16 protein-coding genes are annotated in these 16,536 nt (G+C 73.5%); 12 read left to right on the forward strand and 4 right to left on the reverse strand.

All coding sequences use genetic code 11. The features are described from left to right. Positions 1-2: 2 nt before the first annotated feature. From BN2279_RS14525 to der, 7 genes are all read left to right on the forward strand, one after another. A complete protein-coding gene (locus BN2279_RS14525; RefSeq protein WP_059009567.1) occupies positions 3-1,001 on the forward strand; it encodes a segregation and condensation protein A in 999 nt (332 codons plus the stop codon). Beyond that, positions 998-1,609, forward strand: a complete 612-nt coding sequence (scpB, locus tag BN2279_RS14530; RefSeq protein ID WP_059009569.1) for an SMC-Scp complex subunit ScpB — start codon at positions 998-1,000, stop codon at positions 1,607-1,609. Before BN2279_RS14525 ends, scpB begins: the two co-directional genes overlap by 4 nt. Further along, positions 1,609-2,622: a pseudouridine synthase gene (locus BN2279_RS14535; RefSeq protein WP_059009571.1), complete on the forward strand. Its 1,014-nt coding sequence runs from the start codon at positions 1,609-1,611 to the stop codon at positions 2,620-2,622. Before scpB ends, BN2279_RS14535 begins: the two co-directional genes overlap by 1 nt. A gap of 40 nt (positions 2,623-2,662) precedes the next feature. Next, complete coding sequence (locus BN2279_RS14540) at positions 2,663-3,760, forward strand: prephenate dehydrogenase (RefSeq protein ID WP_059009573.1); 1,098 nt, start codon at positions 2,663-2,665, stop codon at positions 3,758-3,760. A 118-nt stretch (positions 3,761-3,878) separates the two neighbouring features. Then, complete coding sequence (gene cmk, locus BN2279_RS14545) at positions 3,879-4,577, forward strand: (d)CMP kinase (RefSeq protein WP_059009575.1); 699 nt, start codon at positions 3,879-3,881, stop codon at positions 4,575-4,577. Next, positions 4,574-5,218 carry a lysophospholipid acyltransferase family protein gene (locus BN2279_RS14550; protein ID WP_059009577.1) on the forward strand — a complete coding sequence of 215 codons (645 nt, stop codon included), beginning with the start codon at positions 4,574-4,576 and terminating at the stop codon, positions 5,216-5,218. Before cmk ends, BN2279_RS14550 begins: the two co-directional genes overlap by 4 nt. A gap of 64 nt (positions 5,219-5,282) precedes the next feature. Beyond that, positions 5,283-6,731, forward strand: coding sequence for a ribosome biogenesis GTPase Der (gene der, locus BN2279_RS14555; RefSeq protein ID WP_059009579.1), 1,449 nt, complete (start codon positions 5,283-5,285; stop codon positions 6,729-6,731). Between the two features lie 43 nt (positions 6,732-6,774). Here the strand turns inward: der and BN2279_RS14560 are convergent, their stop codons facing one another. Together BN2279_RS14560 and BN2279_RS14565 are read right to left on the reverse strand one after the other, a co-directional pair. Beyond that, positions 6,775-7,290 (reverse strand): hypothetical protein, encoded by a 516-nt coding sequence (locus tag BN2279_RS14560; protein WP_059009581.1) that lies wholly within the window; start codon positions 7,288-7,290, stop codon positions 6,775-6,777. Between the two features lie 27 nt (positions 7,291-7,317). After that, the gene (locus BN2279_RS14565; protein WP_199827724.1) at positions 7,318-8,136 is read right to left on the reverse strand and encodes a hypothetical protein; all 819 of its coding nucleotides are present in this window, start codon (positions 8,134-8,136) and stop codon (positions 7,318-7,320) included. A gap of 446 nt (positions 8,137-8,582) precedes the next feature. Here BN2279_RS14565 and BN2279_RS14570 point away from each other — a divergent pair, with 446 nt between their 5' ends. Next, a complete protein-coding gene (locus BN2279_RS14570; protein ID WP_059009584.1) occupies positions 8,583-8,798 on the forward strand; it encodes a hypothetical protein in 216 nt (71 codons plus the stop codon). A gap of 13 nt (positions 8,799-8,811) precedes the next feature. On the opposite strand, the gene BN2279_RS14575 is transcribed toward BN2279_RS14570, so the two are convergent. Then, positions 8,812-9,774, reverse strand: coding sequence for a phosphatase PAP2 family protein (locus BN2279_RS14575; RefSeq protein ID WP_079032159.1), 963 nt, complete (start codon positions 9,772-9,774; stop codon positions 8,812-8,814). Positions 9,775-10,136: 362 nt separating this feature from the next. On the opposite strand from BN2279_RS14575, the gene BN2279_RS14580 reads away from it, so the two are divergent. From BN2279_RS14580 to BN2279_RS14590, 3 genes are read left to right on the forward strand one after another with little or no spacing between them, the layout of a single operon-like run. Further along, entirely contained in the window at positions 10,137-11,735 is a 1,599-nt protein-coding gene (locus BN2279_RS14580; RefSeq protein WP_059009586.1) for an MFS transporter, read from the forward strand. 9 nt (positions 11,736-11,744) lie between these two features. After that, positions 11,745-12,935, forward strand: coding sequence for an acyl-CoA dehydrogenase family protein (locus tag BN2279_RS14585; RefSeq protein WP_059009588.1), 1,191 nt, complete (start codon positions 11,745-11,747; stop codon positions 12,933-12,935). A 46-nt stretch (positions 12,936-12,981) separates the two neighbouring features. Then, positions 12,982-14,127 carry a mannosyltransferase family protein gene (locus tag BN2279_RS14590; RefSeq protein ID WP_059009590.1) on the forward strand — a complete coding sequence of 382 codons (1,146 nt, stop codon included), beginning with the start codon at positions 12,982-12,984 and terminating at the stop codon, positions 14,125-14,127. 36 nt (positions 14,128-14,163) lie between these two features. Here BN2279_RS14590 and BN2279_RS14595 read toward each other — a convergent pair whose 3' ends face one another. After that, positions 14,164-14,607: a cell division protein SepF gene (locus BN2279_RS14595; protein ID WP_059009592.1), complete on the reverse strand. Its 444-nt coding sequence runs from the start codon at positions 14,605-14,607 to the stop codon at positions 14,164-14,166. A 374-nt stretch (positions 14,608-14,981) separates the two neighbouring features. On the opposite strand from BN2279_RS14595, the gene BN2279_RS14600 reads away from it, so the two are divergent. Further along, positions 14,982-15,902 carry a S1 family peptidase gene (locus BN2279_RS14600; RefSeq protein ID WP_059009593.1) on the forward strand — a complete coding sequence of 307 codons (921 nt, stop codon included), beginning with the start codon at positions 14,982-14,984 and terminating at the stop codon, positions 15,900-15,902. The last annotated feature ends 634 nt before the right edge of the window (positions 15,903-16,536 follow it).

Below are 16,536 nucleotides of genomic sequence, written 5' to 3' on the forward strand. Positions count from 1 at the left end.
CCCTGGGCACGGGCCCCGGAGCCCCCGGCGGCGGAGGCGGCCCGGCGGCGGAACCAGCCCTCCCACCGGCGGTCGGCAGCCCCGTGCTGACCGTTCCGCCACCCGCCCCGGAACCCGCGCCGGAATCCGCGCCGGAACCGGAGCAGCGGGCCGGTGACCCGCCGGCGGAACGGGACGGCGACACCGCCGGGGAGCCGGACGACGGGCGGTTCAAGGTCGTTCTGGAGAACTTCGAGGGGCCCTTCGACCTCCTGCTCCAGCTCATCTCCCGGCACAAGCTCGACGTCACCGAGGTGGCCCTGTCGCGCGTCACCGACGAGTTCATGGCGCACCTGCGGGCCATGGGGCCCGACTGGGACCTCGACCAGACCACCGAGTTCCTCGTCGTGGCCGCCACCCTCCTCGACCTCAAGGCCGCCCGGCTGCTGCCCACCGCCGAGGTCGAGGACGAGGCCGACCTCGCCCTCCTCGAAGCGCGCGACCTGCTCTTCGCCCGGCTGCTCCAGTACCGGGCGTACAAGCGGGTCGCCGGCATCTTCGGCGACCGGCTCGCCGCCGAGGCCAGGCGGTATCCGCGCACCGTCGGACTGGAGCCGCACCACGCCGAGTTGCTGCCCGATGTCGTCATCAGCGTCGGCGCCGAGGGCTTCGCCCGGCTCGCCGTGAAGGCCATGCGGCCCAAGCCGAAGCCCCAGGTCTACGTCGACCACATCCACGCCCCGCTGGTCAGCGTCCGCGAGCAGGCCGAGATCGTCATCGGGCGGCTGCGGGAGCTGGGGCAGGCCACATTCGCCGAACTGGCCGGTGACGCCCCCGACACCCTCACCGTCGTCGCCCGGTTCCTGGCGCTGCTGGAGCTGTACCGCGAGCGCGCCGTCGCGCTCGACCAGGAGGAGGCGCTCGGTCCGCTGACCATCCGCTGGAGCGGCGCCGACGCTGACCGCCCGCTGGTCACCGACGAGTTCGACCGGGAAGTCACGCCCGAAGGCGAGGACGCATGAACGAACCACTCAAGCCCGCCCTGGAGGCGGTCCTCATGGTCGGCGACGAGCCGGCCACCGAGGAGCACCTGGCCAAGATCCTCGGCCGCCCCCGCCGCGCGGTCGCGGGCGCGCTGCGCGAGCTGGCCGACGAGTACACCCGCGACGGCCGCGGCTTCGAGCTGCGGCTGATCGCGGGCGGCTGGCGGTACTACACGCGGCCCGAGTACGCCGAGGCCGTCGAGAGCTTCGTGCTGGACGGCCAGCAGGCGCGCCTCACCCAGGCCGCGCTGGAGACGCTGGCCGTCGTCGCGTACCGCCAGCCGGTCAGCCGTTCCCGGGTCTCGGCCATCCGCGGCGTGAACTGTGACGGCGTGATGCGGACCCTGCTCCAGCGCGGTCTGGTGGGCGAGGCGGGCACCGAACCCGAAACAGGTGCGATCCTGTATGTGACGACGCACTACTTCCTGGAGCGGATGGGCCTGCGCGGCCTGGACGAACTGCCCGAGCTCGCGCCCTTCCTCCCGGAGGCCGATCAGGTCGAGGGCGAAAGCCAGGAGGGGGTGCCGTCGTTCGACGTCGACGACCTCGACGCGACCGACAGCGGCGACTCTCCTACGGATCATTGATGCGAAGCAGTGGCAGGAACAGCAACCGGAACTACCGGGGCGCGGGCAACAGCCGGGACGATCGGCGGCAGCCCGCGGGCCGTCCACGCCCCGAGGAGCGACGTTACGGTCAGGGCGGGGCGCCCGGCGGCGCTCCCGGCGGATCGGGCGGCTCCGGGGGCTCCGGCGGCGGCCGGGGCAGGCAGCGGCCCGCACCGGCGCGCTCCCGCGAGTACGACGCCCAGATCGAGGAACGCAACCGCGCCCGCCACGACAAACCCCCGGTGCGGCTGCCGAAGACCTTCGGCGAGCAGGAGGGCGAGCGGCTCCAGAAGGTGCTCGCCCGCGCCGGTCTCGGCTCCCGCCGCGCCTGCGAGGAGCTGATCGAACAGGCCCGGGTCGAGGTCAACGGCGAGATCGTCACCTCCCAGGGCCGCCGCGTGGACGCCGAGCGCGACGAGATCAAGGTCGACGGGCTGACCATCGCCGCCCAGACGCACCTGTTCTTCGCCCTCAACAAGCCGGCCGGCGTCGTCTCCTCCATGGAGGACCCCGAGGGCCGCCAGTGCCTGGGCGACTACGTGCAGAACCGCGAGACCCGGCTCTTCCACGTCGGCCGTCTCGACACCGAGACCGAGGGCCTGATCCTGCTCACCAACCACGGCGAGCTGGCACACCGCCTCACCCACCCCCGTTACGGCGTGACCAAGACCTACCTCGCCGCCATCCAGGGCCCCATCCCGCGCGACCTGGGCAAGCGCCTCAAGGACGGCATCCGGCTGGAGGACGGCTTCGCCCGCGCCGACCACTTCCGCGTCGTGGAGAACACCGGGAAGAACTACCTGGTCGAGGTGACCCTGCACGAGGGCCGCAAGCACATCGTGCGCCGCATGCTCGCCGAGGCGGGTTTCCCCGTCGACAAGCTGGTGCGCGTGAAGTTCGGCCCGATCGCGCTGGGCGACCAGAAGTCCGGCTGGCTGCGCCGCATGACCAACACCGAGGTCGGGCAGCTCATGCGGGAGGTCGGCCTGTGACCGGCGACGGCGGGCCGTTCGGGCGCACTACGCTTTGACGATGCGCACCGCCCTCGTCACCGGTACCGGTCTGATCGGGACCTCCATCGCGCTCGCGCTCACCGCCCGGGGCGTGCGGGTGCACCTGGAGGACCGCGATCCGGACCAGCGACGCACCGCCGCGGCCCTCGGCGCGGGCACCGAGGAGCCGCCCGGGGGGCCGGTGGACCTGGCCGTCGTCGCCGTGCCGCCGGCCCACATCGCGGGCGCCGTGGCCGCTCTCCAGCGGCGCGGCGCGGCGCGGGCGTACGTGGACGTCGGCAGCGTCAAGGGCGGCCCGCGCCGGGAGCTGACCGGCGCCGGGGGGGACCTGCGGAGCTACCTGGGGACGCATCCCATGTCCGGCCGGGAGCGGTCGGGGCCGCTGGCCGCCACCGCCGACCTGTTCGAGGGCAAGCCCTGGGTGCTGACCCCGACGCCGGAGACCGACACCGAGGTGCTGAACCTGGTGCTGGAGCTGGTCGCCCACTGCGGGGCCGTGCCGGTGGTGATGGACGCCGACGCCCACGACCGGGCCGTCGCCCTCGTCTCCCACACCCCGCAGCTCCTGTCGAGCCTGGTCGCCGCCCGGCTGGAGTCCGCCGACGAGGCGGCCGTGCGGCTGTGCGGGCAGGGCATCCGGGACGTCACGCGCATCGCCGCCTCCGACCCCCGGATGTGGATCGAGATCCTCTCCGCCAACCCGGGGCCGGTCGCCGACATCCTGTCCGAGGTCGCCGCCGACCTGGACGAGACGGTCCGCTCGCTGCGCGCCCTGGAGTCCGCTGACGACGCCAAGCGCGGCAGCGGCGCCGCCGGGATCGAGGCCGTGCTGCGGCGCGGCAACGCGGGCCGGGAGCGGGTCCCCGGCAAGCACGGCGCGGCGCCCGCCGCCTACGAGACGGTCGGGGTGCTCATCACCGACCGGCCCGGGGAGCTGGCGCGGATCTTCGCCGATGCCGGGCGGGCCGGGGTCAACATCGAGGACGTCCGCATCGAGCACGCCACCGGGCAGCAGGCCGGCCTGGTCCAGCTCATGGTGGAGCCGGGCGCGGCACCGGTCCTGGTGGCGTCGCTGCGGGAGCGGGGCTGGTCCATCCGGCAGCAGCCGGGCCGGTAGGCTTCCGTACGGCGCCATATGGCGCCCCGGAACGCCCGGGGGCGGTCGGCCCCCGTTCCCCCGAAGTCCCTCAGCGCCTCACGCGCTTGGCAGCGAAGCATGAAAGGTGCGCCCCGCCGTGGCCGATCTTCCCGTCATTCCCGTCATCGTCGCCATCGATGGCCCCTCCGGCACGGGCAAGTCCAGCACCTCGAAGGCCGTGGCCGCCCGCATGGAGCTGGGCTACCTCGACACCGGCGCCCAGTACCGCGCGATGACGTGGTGGATGCTGGCCAACGGCATCGACGTCAACGACCCGGCGGCCGTGGCCGCGGCGTCCGGCAAGCCGGTGATCGTCAGCGGCACCGACCCCAAGGCGCCGACCATCACCGTGGACGGCCAGGACGTCTCGGCGCCGATCCGGGGCCAGGAGGTCACCTCGGCGGTCAGCGCGGTCAGCGCCGTGCCCGAGGTGCGCGCCCGGATCACGGAGTTGCAGCGCGCCATCGCCGCCGCGGCTCCGGCGGGCATCGTGGTCGAGGGCCGCGACATCGGGACGACCGCGCTGCCCGACGCCGACGTCAAGATCTTCCTGACCGCGTCGGCCGAGGCCAGGGCCGCCCGCCGCAGTGCCGAGCTGAAGGGCAGGGAGGCCGCCGACGTGGCCGCCACCAAGGCGGCGCTCATCCGGCGGGACGCGGCCGACTCCGGCCGGAAGACCTCGCCGCTGGCCAAGGCCGGCGACGCGACCGAGGTGGACACCACCGACCTCTCCCTGCCCCAGGTCATCGAGTGCGTCGTCACCCTCGTCGAGGAGCGGAAGCGGCGAGGGCGGTGACCCCGTCCGGCGCCCTCGGCGCCGCGGCGGGCCGCCGGGTGGCGTCCGGTGTCGTCCACGCCCTGTGGCGGCCCAGGACGCTCGGCGCCTGGCGGGTCCCGGCGGCCGGGCCCGTGATCCTCGCCGTCAACCACGCGCACCTCGTGGACGGCCCGTTGGTGCTGGGCACGGCGCCGCGTCCGGTGCGTTTCCTCGTCAAGCGCGAGGCGTTCACCGGTCCGGCCGGCGCGCTGCTGCGCGGGTTCGGGCAGATCGACGTGGACCGTGGCCGCCCGGACCGGACCGCCGTGACCTCGGCGCTCGCCGTGCTCGGCGCCGGCGGAGCGCTGGGCATCTTCCCGGAGGGCTCCCGGGGCGTCGGGGACTTCGCCGCCATCAGGGCGGGCCTGGCGTACTTCGCGCTGCGGTCGGGCGCGCCCGTCGTGCCGGTCGCGGTGCTCGGCAGCGGCGAGCGCCGGGGGCGCGTGATATCCGCGCTGCCGCCGGTGCGGGGGCGGATCGACGTGGTCTTCGGTGACCCGTTCACCGTGGACTCCCCCGGCGGGCGGCGCACCCGGGCGGCGCTGGACGAGGCCACCGCGCGGATCCGGCTGCGGCTGACCCGTCATCTGCAGGACGCCGGGCGTCGCACCGGCCGCTGAGCGACACTGGACGGACAGCATCCGTCACTTCCACCCATCCCAACGGACCGAGGTACAGGACTCCATGAACGACCAGAACCACCCGGGCGCGCTCGGTGACGCCGAATACGCCGAGTTCATGGAGCTCGCCACCCAACAGGGTTTCGACGCCGAGGAGATCGACAGCGAGCTGGCCGCCGCCGACACCGGCCCGCTGCCGGTGCTGGCCGTCGTGGGCCGCCCGAATGTCGGCAAGTCCACTCTGGTGAACCGCATCCTGGGCCGCCGCGAGGCCGTGGTCGAGGACCGGCCCGGTGTCACCCGGGACCGTGTCACCTACGAGGCCGAGTGGGCCGGGCGCCGCTTCAAGATCGTCGACACCGGCGGCTGGGAGCAGGACGTGCTGGGCATCCAGGCGTCGGTCGCCGCGCAGGCCGAGTTCGCCATCGAGGCCGCCGACGCCGTGGTCCTCGTCGTGGACGCGACGGTCGGCGCCACCGACACCGACGAGGCCGTGGTCAAGCTGCTGCGCCGCTCCGGGAAGCCGGTGGTGCTGTGCGCCAACAAGGTGGACGGGTTCTCGATGGAGACGGAGGCCACGTACCTGTGGTCGCTGGGCCTCGGCGAGCCGCACCCGGTGTCCGCGCTGCACGGCCGGGGCACCGGCGACATGCTCGACGCGGTGCTGGCGGTGATGCCGGACGCGCCGGCCGACACGTTCGCCACCGCGGTCGGCGGGCCGCGCCGTATCGCCCTCATCGGGCGTCCCAATGTCGGCAAGTCGTCCCTGCTGAACAAGGTCGCCGGCGAGGAGCGGGTCGTCGTGGACCCGGTGGCGGGCACCACCAGGGACCCGGTGGACGAGCTGATCGAGCTGGGCGGGAAGACCTGGCGATTCGTCGACACGGCCGGCATCAGGCGCCGCGTCCACCTCCAGGACGGCGCCGACTACTACGCCTCGCTGCGCACCGCGGCGGCCCTGGAGAAGGCCGAGGCGGCGGTCGTCCTGATCGACGTCAGCGAGCCCATCAGCGTGCAGGACACCCGCCTCATCACCATGGCGGTGGACGCGGGCCGGGCGCTGGTCATCGCGTACAACAAGTGGGACGTGCTGGACGAGGAGCGCCGCTTCTACCTGGAGCGCGAGATCGAACGCGATCTGGTGCAGGTCGGCTGGGCGCCGCGGGTCAACATCTCGGCGCGCACCGGCCGGCACATGGAGAAGCTGGTGCCGGCCATCGAGACGGCGCTGGCGAGCTGGGAGAGCCGGGGGCCGACCGGGAAGCTGAACGGCTTCCTCGGCGAGCTGGTCGCCGCCCCCCCCCCCCCGGTGCGGGGCGGCAAGCAGCCGCGGATCCTGTTCGGCACCCAGGCGGGAACGCGCCCGCCCCGGTTCGTGCTGTTCGCCTCCGGGTTCCTGGAGGCGGGGGACCGCCGCTTCATCGAGCGCCGGCTGCGCGAGGAGTTCGGCTTCGAGGGGACGCCGATCCACCTGTCGGTGCGGGTGCGGGAGAAGCGCGGCCGGAAGAAGTGAGCGGGGCCGGCGCCACCGCCGTCCCGGGCCGCCGGCGGCGGCTCTAGCGGCTCTGGACGGCCGTCTGACGGCCGTCCGCGCCGGGCTGCGCCCGCGGGTCCCGCCGTTCGCGCGGAGCGTGCTGCTGGTCCTGGCGCGGGACCTGCTGAGGGGCCTGCCGTTCGGCCCGCTGCCGGTCGCTCCCGGGCGGCAGGGCGGCCGGGGCGTACGCGGCGGCGGGCGGGGCGGACACGTCGTGCCGGTGCCGCCCGAACTCGCCGAACTCCCCGAGGCCGCCCGCGCCGTAGCCGGTGAACCCCCGGAAGCGCAGCTCCTCCTCGCCGGTGCGGTCCCCGGGCAGCGCCCGGAACAGCCTGCGGTACTCGTGGCACAGCGAGTCGTAGATCGGTGTCGCGGAGGCGGGGGACCGGTCGTACGGCGGGCGCGTTCCGGGGATGCCCGTGGGCGGGGCGGCGTGGCGCCACCTGGCGGCGGCCGCGCAGGGGGGACGGGTCGTATGGCTGCACGACCCTTCAACGACCGGGTGCCGGGCCGGATGCGGGGCCGGACGGCGGTGCACCTGATCGACCCAGCCCGGCCCGCGCGGTCAGGTCCCGGCCAGCGGCATGGCGGCGGCGACCAGCAGGCCGCCCGCGGCGGCCTTCTCCAGCGCCTCCCGCAGCAGGTCCTCGCGCGGCTGCTGCCCGATCGAGCCGGCCGGGGCGGCGTAGACGAAGACGGTGTTGCGCTGGCCGGCCGTGGCGCGCCAGCCGTCGGTGACCGGCAGCGGCTGGTGCGCCTGCCACCAGGCGCTGGGCTGGCCGCCCGCCGGGTCGCCCTGGAGGACCGCGTGCAGCCGTCCCATGGCCAGCAGCACCGACCAGCCGGGCAGGTGCGCGGGCGCCTTGGCGACATCGGTGACCGGCAGGAAGCCCGCCTCGATGAGCAGCGGCAGGAAGTCGTCGCCGGGGCCGTTGCTGCCGGGCCGGACGATGGGGCCGGTGGGCTCCACGACGATGGCCGGGTACAGGTCGTCGTCGATGAGGATCTGGCCGCAGGTCACGCCGAGCACGGCCTGCCCGGGCGCCGGCTCGACCGCGCGCGGACCGGACTGGGGGGCCGGCGCGTCGGCCGCGCCGGGCGGGACGCTCTCACCGGTGATGGACCGTACGGCGCCCCGCAGTTGGTCCTCGGAGACGGAGACCACCTGCGACGGGATGCAGGAGGCGTGGGCGAAGGCGAGCACGGCCGTCTCGCCGCCCACGAAGAGAACGGTGCTGGTACGTTCCTGCTCGGTGTGGCCCGGTGTGCGGCAGGACGTGCAGTCGTAGCTGCCCGGGGCGTTCTGGCCGGCGAGCAGACGATCGGCTTCTTCGTCGCCGATCTCGGCGCGTACGTCGTCGCTGACGTCGAGCAAGGGGGACACGGTCGCTCCTCGGTTCGGATCTCGCCCCCGCCGCCGCGGCGGGGGCCCCGTGCACAACGGCCGGAGCGCCGCTGGGTCACGCCCCGACGGGCCGGAATCGCCCAGGAGACCGGGTGATGACATGTTCATGAACGTTCACTTCGTTCACCTGGGTGGTGATATCCGCGCCCGGGAAAAACGGTGTCCACGGCCGCCCCGAATTTCCCCGGAGAATTCACCGGGAGGGCGCCCGGGAGGAATTGGGCGCACGCCGTCACGACAGTTCACGCCCGTTACGCCGGACGGGGGAGCGGGGGACCCGCTGTGACACAAGCGTGACAGTTCCCCGGCCCGGACGGGACTTCCGGGGGGCGGGCCAGCGGGGGACCCGCTGTGACACAAGCGTGACAGTTCCCCGGCCCGCCCCCCGGAAGTCCCGTCCGGGCCGGGGGTCGTACGGTGGCGGCATGGCACCCCTTCCCCAGCTTCCGCGCACGCCCGACGACTCCCCGGACGACTATGTCGGCCTCGACGCCGAGGCCGCCGAGCGGCGCGCGCGCGACCGCGGCTGGCCGAAGGTCCGCCGCCTGGCCCCGGACGCGGTGATCACCATGGAGTTCATGCCGGGGCGGCTGAACCTCGCGGTGCGGGACGGCGAGGTCGTGCGCTGCTGGAAGGGCTGACGCCGCCGCGCGGTCAGCGGGTGTTGCCGGAGCGGACCGGATACTCGGGGCGCGCCGGGTGCGGTCGGCCCGGCTGCGGCTGGCGCATGTGGACGCCCGCCATGCCGCGCGGGGCGGCGCCCGGTCTCGCGCCCGCCACCGCCGGCTCGGTGCGGGGCCTGGTCTCCTCGCCGCCCTGCCGGGCCCCCGCGGGAACCGGCCGCGGGGCCACGTCGGCCGGCGGCAGCGTGCCGCGCGGCGCGGCGTCGCCGCGCAGCCGGTCCCTGAGCGCGAACACCCGGCTCTCCACCCGGGCGATCATCGGCTCGAACCACGGCAGGGCCAGCAGGACCAGCAGTCCGGCGGCCCAGCCGAGCAGCACGTCGCTGACCCAGTGGGTGCCGAGGTAGACGGTGGTCCCGCCCACGCCCAGGGCGAAGACCGAGGCGATGACCGACAGGGTGCGGCGGGCGCGGGGGGTGGTCGCCAGGTAGGCCAGGATTCCCCAGGTCACGACGGCGTTGGCGGTGTGGCCGGAGGGAAATATATCGCCGGTCAGGAACATCTCGTTCGAGCCGATGACGTTGGCGTAATGCGGTCCCTCGCGGCCCATCCCGAGCTTGGCCGCGCCGACCGAGACGTTCAGCAGGAGCAGCGCGCAGGCCATCACCAGCAGCGGGCGCAGGGTCCGCTGCCGCCAGGAGCGCCAGCCCAGCCAGGCGGCGATCAGCACGGCGGTGGGGCCGCGCTGCCCGAGCACCACGAAATAGTCGAGAAACGCGTGCATCCCGGGCCACTGCTTATAGGGCCGGAAGAGCATGACCTGCCAGTCGAGGCGGACCAGCCACGACGTGCTCCACACCGCCGCCACGATGACCGCATAGAAGCCCAGGGTGGCCGAGAGCAGGGCCACGCGGGTGCGGCTCATAACAGGAGCCGGCACGTTCGGCGGCTGCTGCTCCTGTTCGAGGCGGGCCAGGAATCGGTCGGTACGCACAGCCGCAAGATTACAGGCGGTGATAGCGGGCTTCCCGCTCCGGCCCGCCTTCGTAATGGCGATGTGATGTATGACGGATATTTTCCGCCATCCTATTTCCCGGCTTCATGAAATGCGGCGGAGCGTCCTCGGAGGGCCGGGGAATTCTGCGGTGGCACTCCGGATTTCCCCTCCGCGCGGTATCCGGAGGTGAACGGAGCCGAGCGCGCGGGTGGCCGGGCGGCCCGGGGGAGGCATGCGGAACCGCGCGCCGGGCTGCCGTAGTCTGTCTGACCATCAGCCCCCCTCACCTGCCCGGCGGACACGCGCCGCCGGGTCTCCCCCTGGTGCGGGCGGCCGGCGCGATACCAGGAGGTGCGTTGATGTCCGGGGCCCCGCCCGGAACCACCGACGACGACCGCAACCGCTGGCTGGTCCTCGTCGTCCTGTGTGCCAGCCTTCTGCTGGTCGCCGTGGACGCCACCGTGCTCCACGTGGCGGTCCCCGCCGTCACCGAGGAACTGCGGCCCAGCGGCATAGAACTGCTGTGGATCGTCGACGTCTACCCGCTCGTCTGCGCCTCGCTGCTGATCCTCTTCGGCACCCTCGGCGACCGCGTCGGCCGCCGCCGCGTGCTGCTCATCGGCTACGGCTGCTTCGGCGCGGCCTCCGCCGTCGCCGCCTACGCGGCCGATCCCGGCACCCTGATCTGCGCCCGCGCCCTGCTGGGCGTCGGCGGCGCGATGATCATGCCCGCGACGCTGTCGATCCTGCGGCAGGTCTTCCCCGACCGCCGCGAACGCGCCGTCGCCATCGGCATCTGGAGCGCCGTCGCCGCCGTCGGCGCCGCGATAGGCCCGCTCGTCGGGGGTGTGCTGCTGGAGCACTTCTGGTGGGGCTCGGTCTTCCTGGTGAACATCCCGCTGATGGCGGTCTGCCTGCCGGTCGGGGCGCTGCTGCTGCCGGAGTCGACCGGTGACCGGTCGGGACCGTGGGACGTGGCGGGCGCGCTGCTGGCGGCGACCGGCCTGTTCTCCGTGATCCTCGCCGTGAAACGGGCCGGTGGCGGCGATCTGTTCACCGCCGGGACCGTGCTGGCGGGCGGGCTCGGCTGCGGGCTGCTGGTGCTGTTCGTCCGCAGGCAGCGCCGCCTCGGCGAGCCGCTGGTCGACCTGTCGGCGTTCTCGCGGCCCGCGTTCGGCACCGCCGTGTGCTGCATCGTGCTCACCGTGCTCGCCCTCGTCGGCCTGGCGCTGGTGGCCGCCCAGTACCTCCAGCTCGTCCTGGGGCTCTCGCCGCTGGAGACCGGGCTGCGGCTGCTGCCGCTGAGCCTGGCCGCGATCGGCGCCGGGCTGCTGGGCTCCCGGATGCTGCACCGGTTCGGCCCGCGCCGGATGGTGGCGTCCGGGTTCGCCCTGACGGCGGTCGCGGTGCTCACCCTGACCGTGCTCGGCGAGCACGACCGGCCCGCCGCGATGACCCTGGGCTTCGTCCTCCTCGGCTTCGGCCTGGAGACCACGCTCTTCGGCTCCTACGAGTCGATGCTCAGCGACGCCCCCGCCGCCGAGGCGGGCGGCGCGGCGGCGATCGGCGAGACGGCGTACCAGTTCGGCGCGGGCATCGGCATCGCCCTGCTGGGCAGCGTGATGAACGCCATGTACGCGCCCGCCGTGCGCCGCGCGGACGGGGTGCCGGGGGTCGGCGCGGCGGACGCCGAGTCCGCCGGGAACTCCCTCGGCGAGGCGTACACCGTGGCCGCCCGGATCGGTGGCGAGTCCGGCGAGGCCCTGCGGGAGGCCGCCCGTGACGCGTTCGTGCACGGGATGCACATGACGCTGGCCGCCAGCGCCCTGCTGCTGGCGTGCGGCGCGCTGGCCGCCCTGCGCCTGCCGCGCGACCTGTGCGCGGGCCACCGCGGGGCGGATGAGCTGGGCGAGAACGCGGATCGCTCACTCTTGCCGACCGGGGTTACTCGCCCGTAGCCTCCCGCCATGGCGACAGACACCAAGCCCCCCTTCGACGCGGCCGATCCGCTGGGCATCGACGATCTGCTCAGCGACGACGACCGGGCGGTCCGCCTCACCGTCCGGCACTGGGCGGACGAGCGGGTCCTCCCGCATGTCGCCGAGTGGTACGAGGAGGGCGAGGTGCCCGGCATCCGGGATCTCGCCAGAGAGCTGGGCTCGCTCGGCGCCCTCGGCATGACGCTGACCGGCTACGGCTGCGCCGGGGCCTCCGCCGTCCAGTACGGGCTGGTCTGCCTGGAGCTGGAGGCCGCCGACTCCGGCATCCGCTCCCTGGTCTCCGTGCAGGGCTCCCTGGCCATGTACGCCATCCACCGCTACGGCTCCCCGGAGCACAAGGAACGCTGGCTGCCCTCCATGGCGGCGGGCGAGACGATCGGCTGCTTCGGCCTGACCGAGCCCGACCACGGCTCCGACCCGGCCGGGATGCGCACCTTCGCCAAGCGCGACGGCTCGGACTGGGTGCTCAACGGCCGCAAGATGTGGATCACCAACGGCTCGGTGGCCGGTGTCGCCGTCGTCTGGGCCAGGACCGACCAGGGCGTGCGCGGCTTCGTCGTGCCCACCGACACCCCCGGCTTCAGCGCCCCGAAGATCCGTCACAAGGGGTCGCTGCGCGCCTCCGTCACCAGCGAACTGGTCCTGGACGACGTACGGCTCCCCGAGGACGCCCTGCTGCCCGAGGCGCAGGGCCTGGGCGCGCCGCTGAGCTGTCTGAGCCACGCCCGCTACGGCATCGTGTGGGGCGCGATGGGCGCCGCCCGCACCTGCTTCGACACCGCGCTCTCCTACGCCCGCACCCGCGAGCAGTTCGGCAGGCCGCTGGGCGCCTTCCAGCTCACCCAGGGCAAGCTCGCCGACATGGCCGTCGAACTGCACAAGGGCGTCCTGCTCGCGCTGCACCTCGGCCGGCGCCTGGACGCCGGGCGGCTGCGGCCGGAGCAGGTCAGCTTCGGCAAGCTGAACAACGTCCGCGAGGCGCTGGAGATCTGCCGCACGTCCCGCACGATCCTGGGGGCCAACGGCATCTCGTTCGAGTACCCGGTGATGCGGCACATGGCCAACCTGGAGTCCGTGCTGACCTACGAGGGCACCAGCGAGATGCACCAGCTCGTGCTGGGCAAGGCCCTCACCGGGCTGGACGCCTTCCGGGGGTGAGGCCGGGCGGCCGGACCCGCCCCGGACTTCACCGATAATCGTGCCCGTGACTCTCCTCGCCGGCGCGGACGCCCCGGCCGTCGCCGGCCCGGCCCTGCGCCGTGCCGCGCCGGCCCTGCTGCTCTTCGCCGCCGTCCGGCTGCTGGGCGTCGCCGTCCTCGAACTCTGGCACCCCGCCGAGGAGAAGGCGGCGGCGCACCTGCTCTCCGAGCGCTGGGACTCCGTCTGGTACACCAGCATCGCGGAGCACGGCTACGGCAGGACCGTCCGGCTGGAGGACGGCGGGATCCACTCCGACCTGGCGTTCTTCCCGCTGCTGCCGGGCCTGGAACGGCTGGTGTCCGCCGTCTCGCCGCTGTCGGCGGCCGGGGCGGGCCTGCTGATCAGCGCGGTCGCCTCGCTGGCCGCCGCCTGGGGCCTGTTCGCCGTGGGGGACCTGCTGTACGGACGGCGCGCCGGCGTGCTGCTGGCGGTGCTGTGGGCGGCGGTGCCGGTCGGGATCGTGCAGTCGATGGCGTACACCGAGTCGCTGTTCACGGCCTTCGCCGTCTGGGCGGTCCGGGCGCTGCTGACCGGGCGGTGGGTCACCGCCGGGGCGCTGTCCGCGCTCGCCGGGCTGACCCGTCCGGCCGGACTCGCCGTGGCGGCGGCGGTCGTGGTGACCGCCGTGGCGGCGGTCGCGTCCGGGCGGGAACGGGCGGACGCGCGCCTGGCGTGGGCGGTGGTCCTGGCCCCGCTGGGCTGGCTCGGCTACGTGGCCTGGGTGGCGGTGCGGACCGGGGAGCCGCTGGGCTATCTGGAGACCCAGGAGCAGTGGGGGAACGGGTTCGACGGCGGGCGGGCGTTCGGCGCGTTCGTCCTGGACCGGCTCACCGGGCCGGCGCCGCTCGCGGGTGTGGGGCTGTGCGCGGGGCTGGCGCTGCTGGCCTGGCTCTGCGTGCGGGGCGCGCGGATGGGCCTGCCGCTGCCGCTGCTGGTCTACGGCGGCGTGATGGTCGCGCTCGCGCTGTGCGGCGCCGGGTACTTCGGGTCCAAGCCGCGGCTGCTGCTGCCCGCGTTCCCGCTGCTGCTCCCGGCCGCCGTCGCGCTCGCCAGGGCGCGTCCGGCCGCCGCGGCGCTCACGGCCGGCGGCGCCGCGCTCGGCGCCGCGCTCTACGGGGCCGTCTGGCTGACCGGCTCGGGCCCGCCCTGACGCGGGTCCGGCTCCGCCCGCGCGGGCGGAGCCGGATCAGCTCTGGTTGAAGAAGCCGCCTTCCGAGGCGTGCCGCGAGTCGCCGCTGACCACCTGGTAGTCGGCCGGGGTCAGCAGGAACACCCGGTTGGCCACGCGCTCGATGGTGCCGCGCAGACCGAAGGTCAGGCCGGCCGCGAAGTCCACCACGCGCTTGGCGTCCGCCGCCTCCAGCACCGTCAGGTTGACGACGACGGGGATGCCGTCGCGGAAGAGCTCACCGATGCGGCGGGCGTCCCGGAAACCGCCCGGGGTGACCGTCGCGATGCGGCTGCCCTGCACCTCCGCCGCCTCGGCCGCCACCCGCAGGCGCGGGTCGGTGGTCCACGGCACGACGTTGTCACCGGGCTCCGGGCCCTCGGCGTATTCGTCGTCGTAGTAACGCATCTCGCGGTCGTCGACGAGGCCCAGCCAGGCACTAGCCTTGCGCACCGATCCCATGGACGCCTCCTCTCTGCTCACGCGGTCCGTCTACCCGTCCGCGCTCACTATCGTCCTGCATGATGCGGACGGTGCGCCAAGTGGATAGCCCCGGATATCGAGTTTCGTAACGATCCTGGTGCATACGACATGGCGCCTCATCAGGCACGTTGCGGTGACGGCACACTGACGGAGAGTGAGTCGTTCACGCCCCGCCAGACGGGTGATACGGGGCGTGTTCGGCGCTGGCCGAAAGGCGTTCTCGACAACGGGGTGAACGCCAGGAATATTCAGGGCAGCGCTTGTCAGGAGCATGGCTTACAGCCCGGCCCCTGATCGTGCCTCACGGACCCGCATACCCAACGGGCCCGGTTTCCTTACTGGAGGAAGAAACAGTGAGTTTGAAGCGCACCAACCCCCACAGACGCATGTCGCGACGCCTGCGGCTGACCGCCGCCGCGTCGGGCCTGCTCATGGCCGCCGTGGCGTTCTTCGTGCCCAGCCCCGCCTCGGCCGCGCCCGTCACCTTCAGCACAGCGCAGCTCACCTCCGCCAGCGGCGCGGTACTCGCCGCCGATGTCGCCGGCACCGCCTGGACGGTCGACAAGTCGACCAACCGGGTCGTGGTCACGGTCGACGAGACCGTCTCCAGCGCCGAGATCGCCGAGATCAGGCGCAGCGCGGGGGCGCTCTCCGGCGCTGTCACCATCGAGCACACCGAAGGCCAGTTGGAGCGCTACATCGCGGGCGGCGACGCCATCTACGCGAGCCTCGGCTGGCGCTGCTCCCTGGGCTTCAACGTGCAGATCGGCTCCGCGTACTACTTCCTGACCGCCGGTCACTGCACCGAGGGCTTCCCGACCTGGTACACCAACTCGTCGCAGACCACGCTCATCGGTCCGACGACGGGCTCCAGCTTCCCGGGCAACGACTACGGGATCGTCCGGTACGACAACACGGCGGTGTCGCACCCCGGCACGGTGAACCTGTACAACGGGACGACCCGTGACATCACCGGCGCGGCCAACCCGGTCAACGGCCAGGCCGTGCAGCGCAGCGGCAGCACCACCGGGCTGCGCAGCGGCTCGGTCACCGGGCTCAACTACACCGTCAACTACGGGGGCGGCGACATCGTCTCCGGGCTGACCAGGACCAACGTCTGTGCCGAACCCGGCGACAGCGGCGGTCCGTTCTTCTCGGGCAACACCGCTCTCGGCCTCACCTCCGGCGGCAGCGGCAACTGCACCACCGGCGGCACGACGTACTTCCAGCCGGTCGTCGAGGCTCTGAACGCCTACGGGGCCGTGGTCTACTGACCGACTGACACCCCACGGGCAACCGTTCACGCTGCCCCCGTCCGGTTCGCCGGACGGGGGCAGTGGCGTGTCCGGCGCCGATGGCGGGGCAGACGTGTCGTATATCACACCGCCGGGACCGGGAGATGGCGGTCTACGGGCGGAGAACGAAACGTCCAGGGGCGCTTTCCGGCCAGGTCCAGACCTTGGCGCGGGGAGCCGACCCAAGGGGGCGCGCCGGTGTTCGCTCGGCGTTCGCGCCCGGGCGCCGCCCGGGTTCTGTGGGCTCACCGCAGGAAAACCCGGAGTGTTCTGGATGGTTTACGCGCATAACCGGTTGCAGTGTGTTCATATGCCTGGGGCAGGATTTCGTTCTTGTGTGCTGCCGGGCGGGCTCGGAATACTCGCGAGTACCGCTTGACATGGATTTGACCCCCCTGACGGCTGGCCAAGTCTGTGCTCTCTCTCCGGAGCCGGATGGCTCCATCCCCCACAGGAGGAATGAGCGTGACACGCCGAAGCACGACATCCCGGCGCCGTGCGGCGACAGCCACAGGGCTGGCCGCGCTGCTCGCCGGAACGTTCGCCATCGCACAGGCGGGCGCGGTGACCCCCACATCCGCCGCCCTACATCCTCATTACGCCCCCCACTACC

Source organism: Streptomyces specialis, assembly GCF_001493375.1.
GTDB classification, from domain to species: domain Bacteria; phylum Actinomycetota; class Actinomycetes; order Streptomycetales; family Streptomycetaceae; genus Streptomyces; species Streptomyces specialis.

Bases quoted from the DNA above. Each gene is read 5' to 3' on its own strand.
- scpB (WP_059009569.1), top strand. From the start codon at position 998: ATGAACGAACCACTCAAGCCCGCCCTGGAGGCGGTCCTCATGGTCGGC.
- BN2279_RS14535 (WP_059009571.1), top strand. From the start codon at position 1,609: ATGCGAAGCAGTGGCAGGAACAGCAACCGGAACTACCGGGGCGCGGGC.
- BN2279_RS14540 (WP_059009573.1), top strand. From the start codon at position 2,663: ATGCGCACCGCCCTCGTCACCGGTACCGGTCTGATCGGGACCTCCATC.
- der (WP_059009579.1), top strand. From the start codon at position 5,283: ATGAACGACCAGAACCACCCGGGCGCGCTCGGTGACGCCGAATACGCC.
- BN2279_RS14570 (WP_059009584.1), top strand. From the start codon at position 8,583: ATGGCACCCCTTCCCCAGCTTCCGCGCACGCCCGACGACTCCCCGGAC.
- BN2279_RS14580 (WP_059009586.1), top strand. From the start codon at position 10,137: ATGTCCGGGGCCCCGCCCGGAACCACCGACGACGACCGCAACCGCTGG.
- BN2279_RS14585 (WP_059009588.1), top strand. From the start codon at position 11,745: ATGGCGACAGACACCAAGCCCCCCTTCGACGCGGCCGATCCGCTGGGC.
- BN2279_RS14595 (WP_059009592.1), bottom strand. From the start codon at position 14,607: ATGGGATCGGTGCGCAAGGCTAGTGCCTGGCTGGGCCTCGTCGACGAC.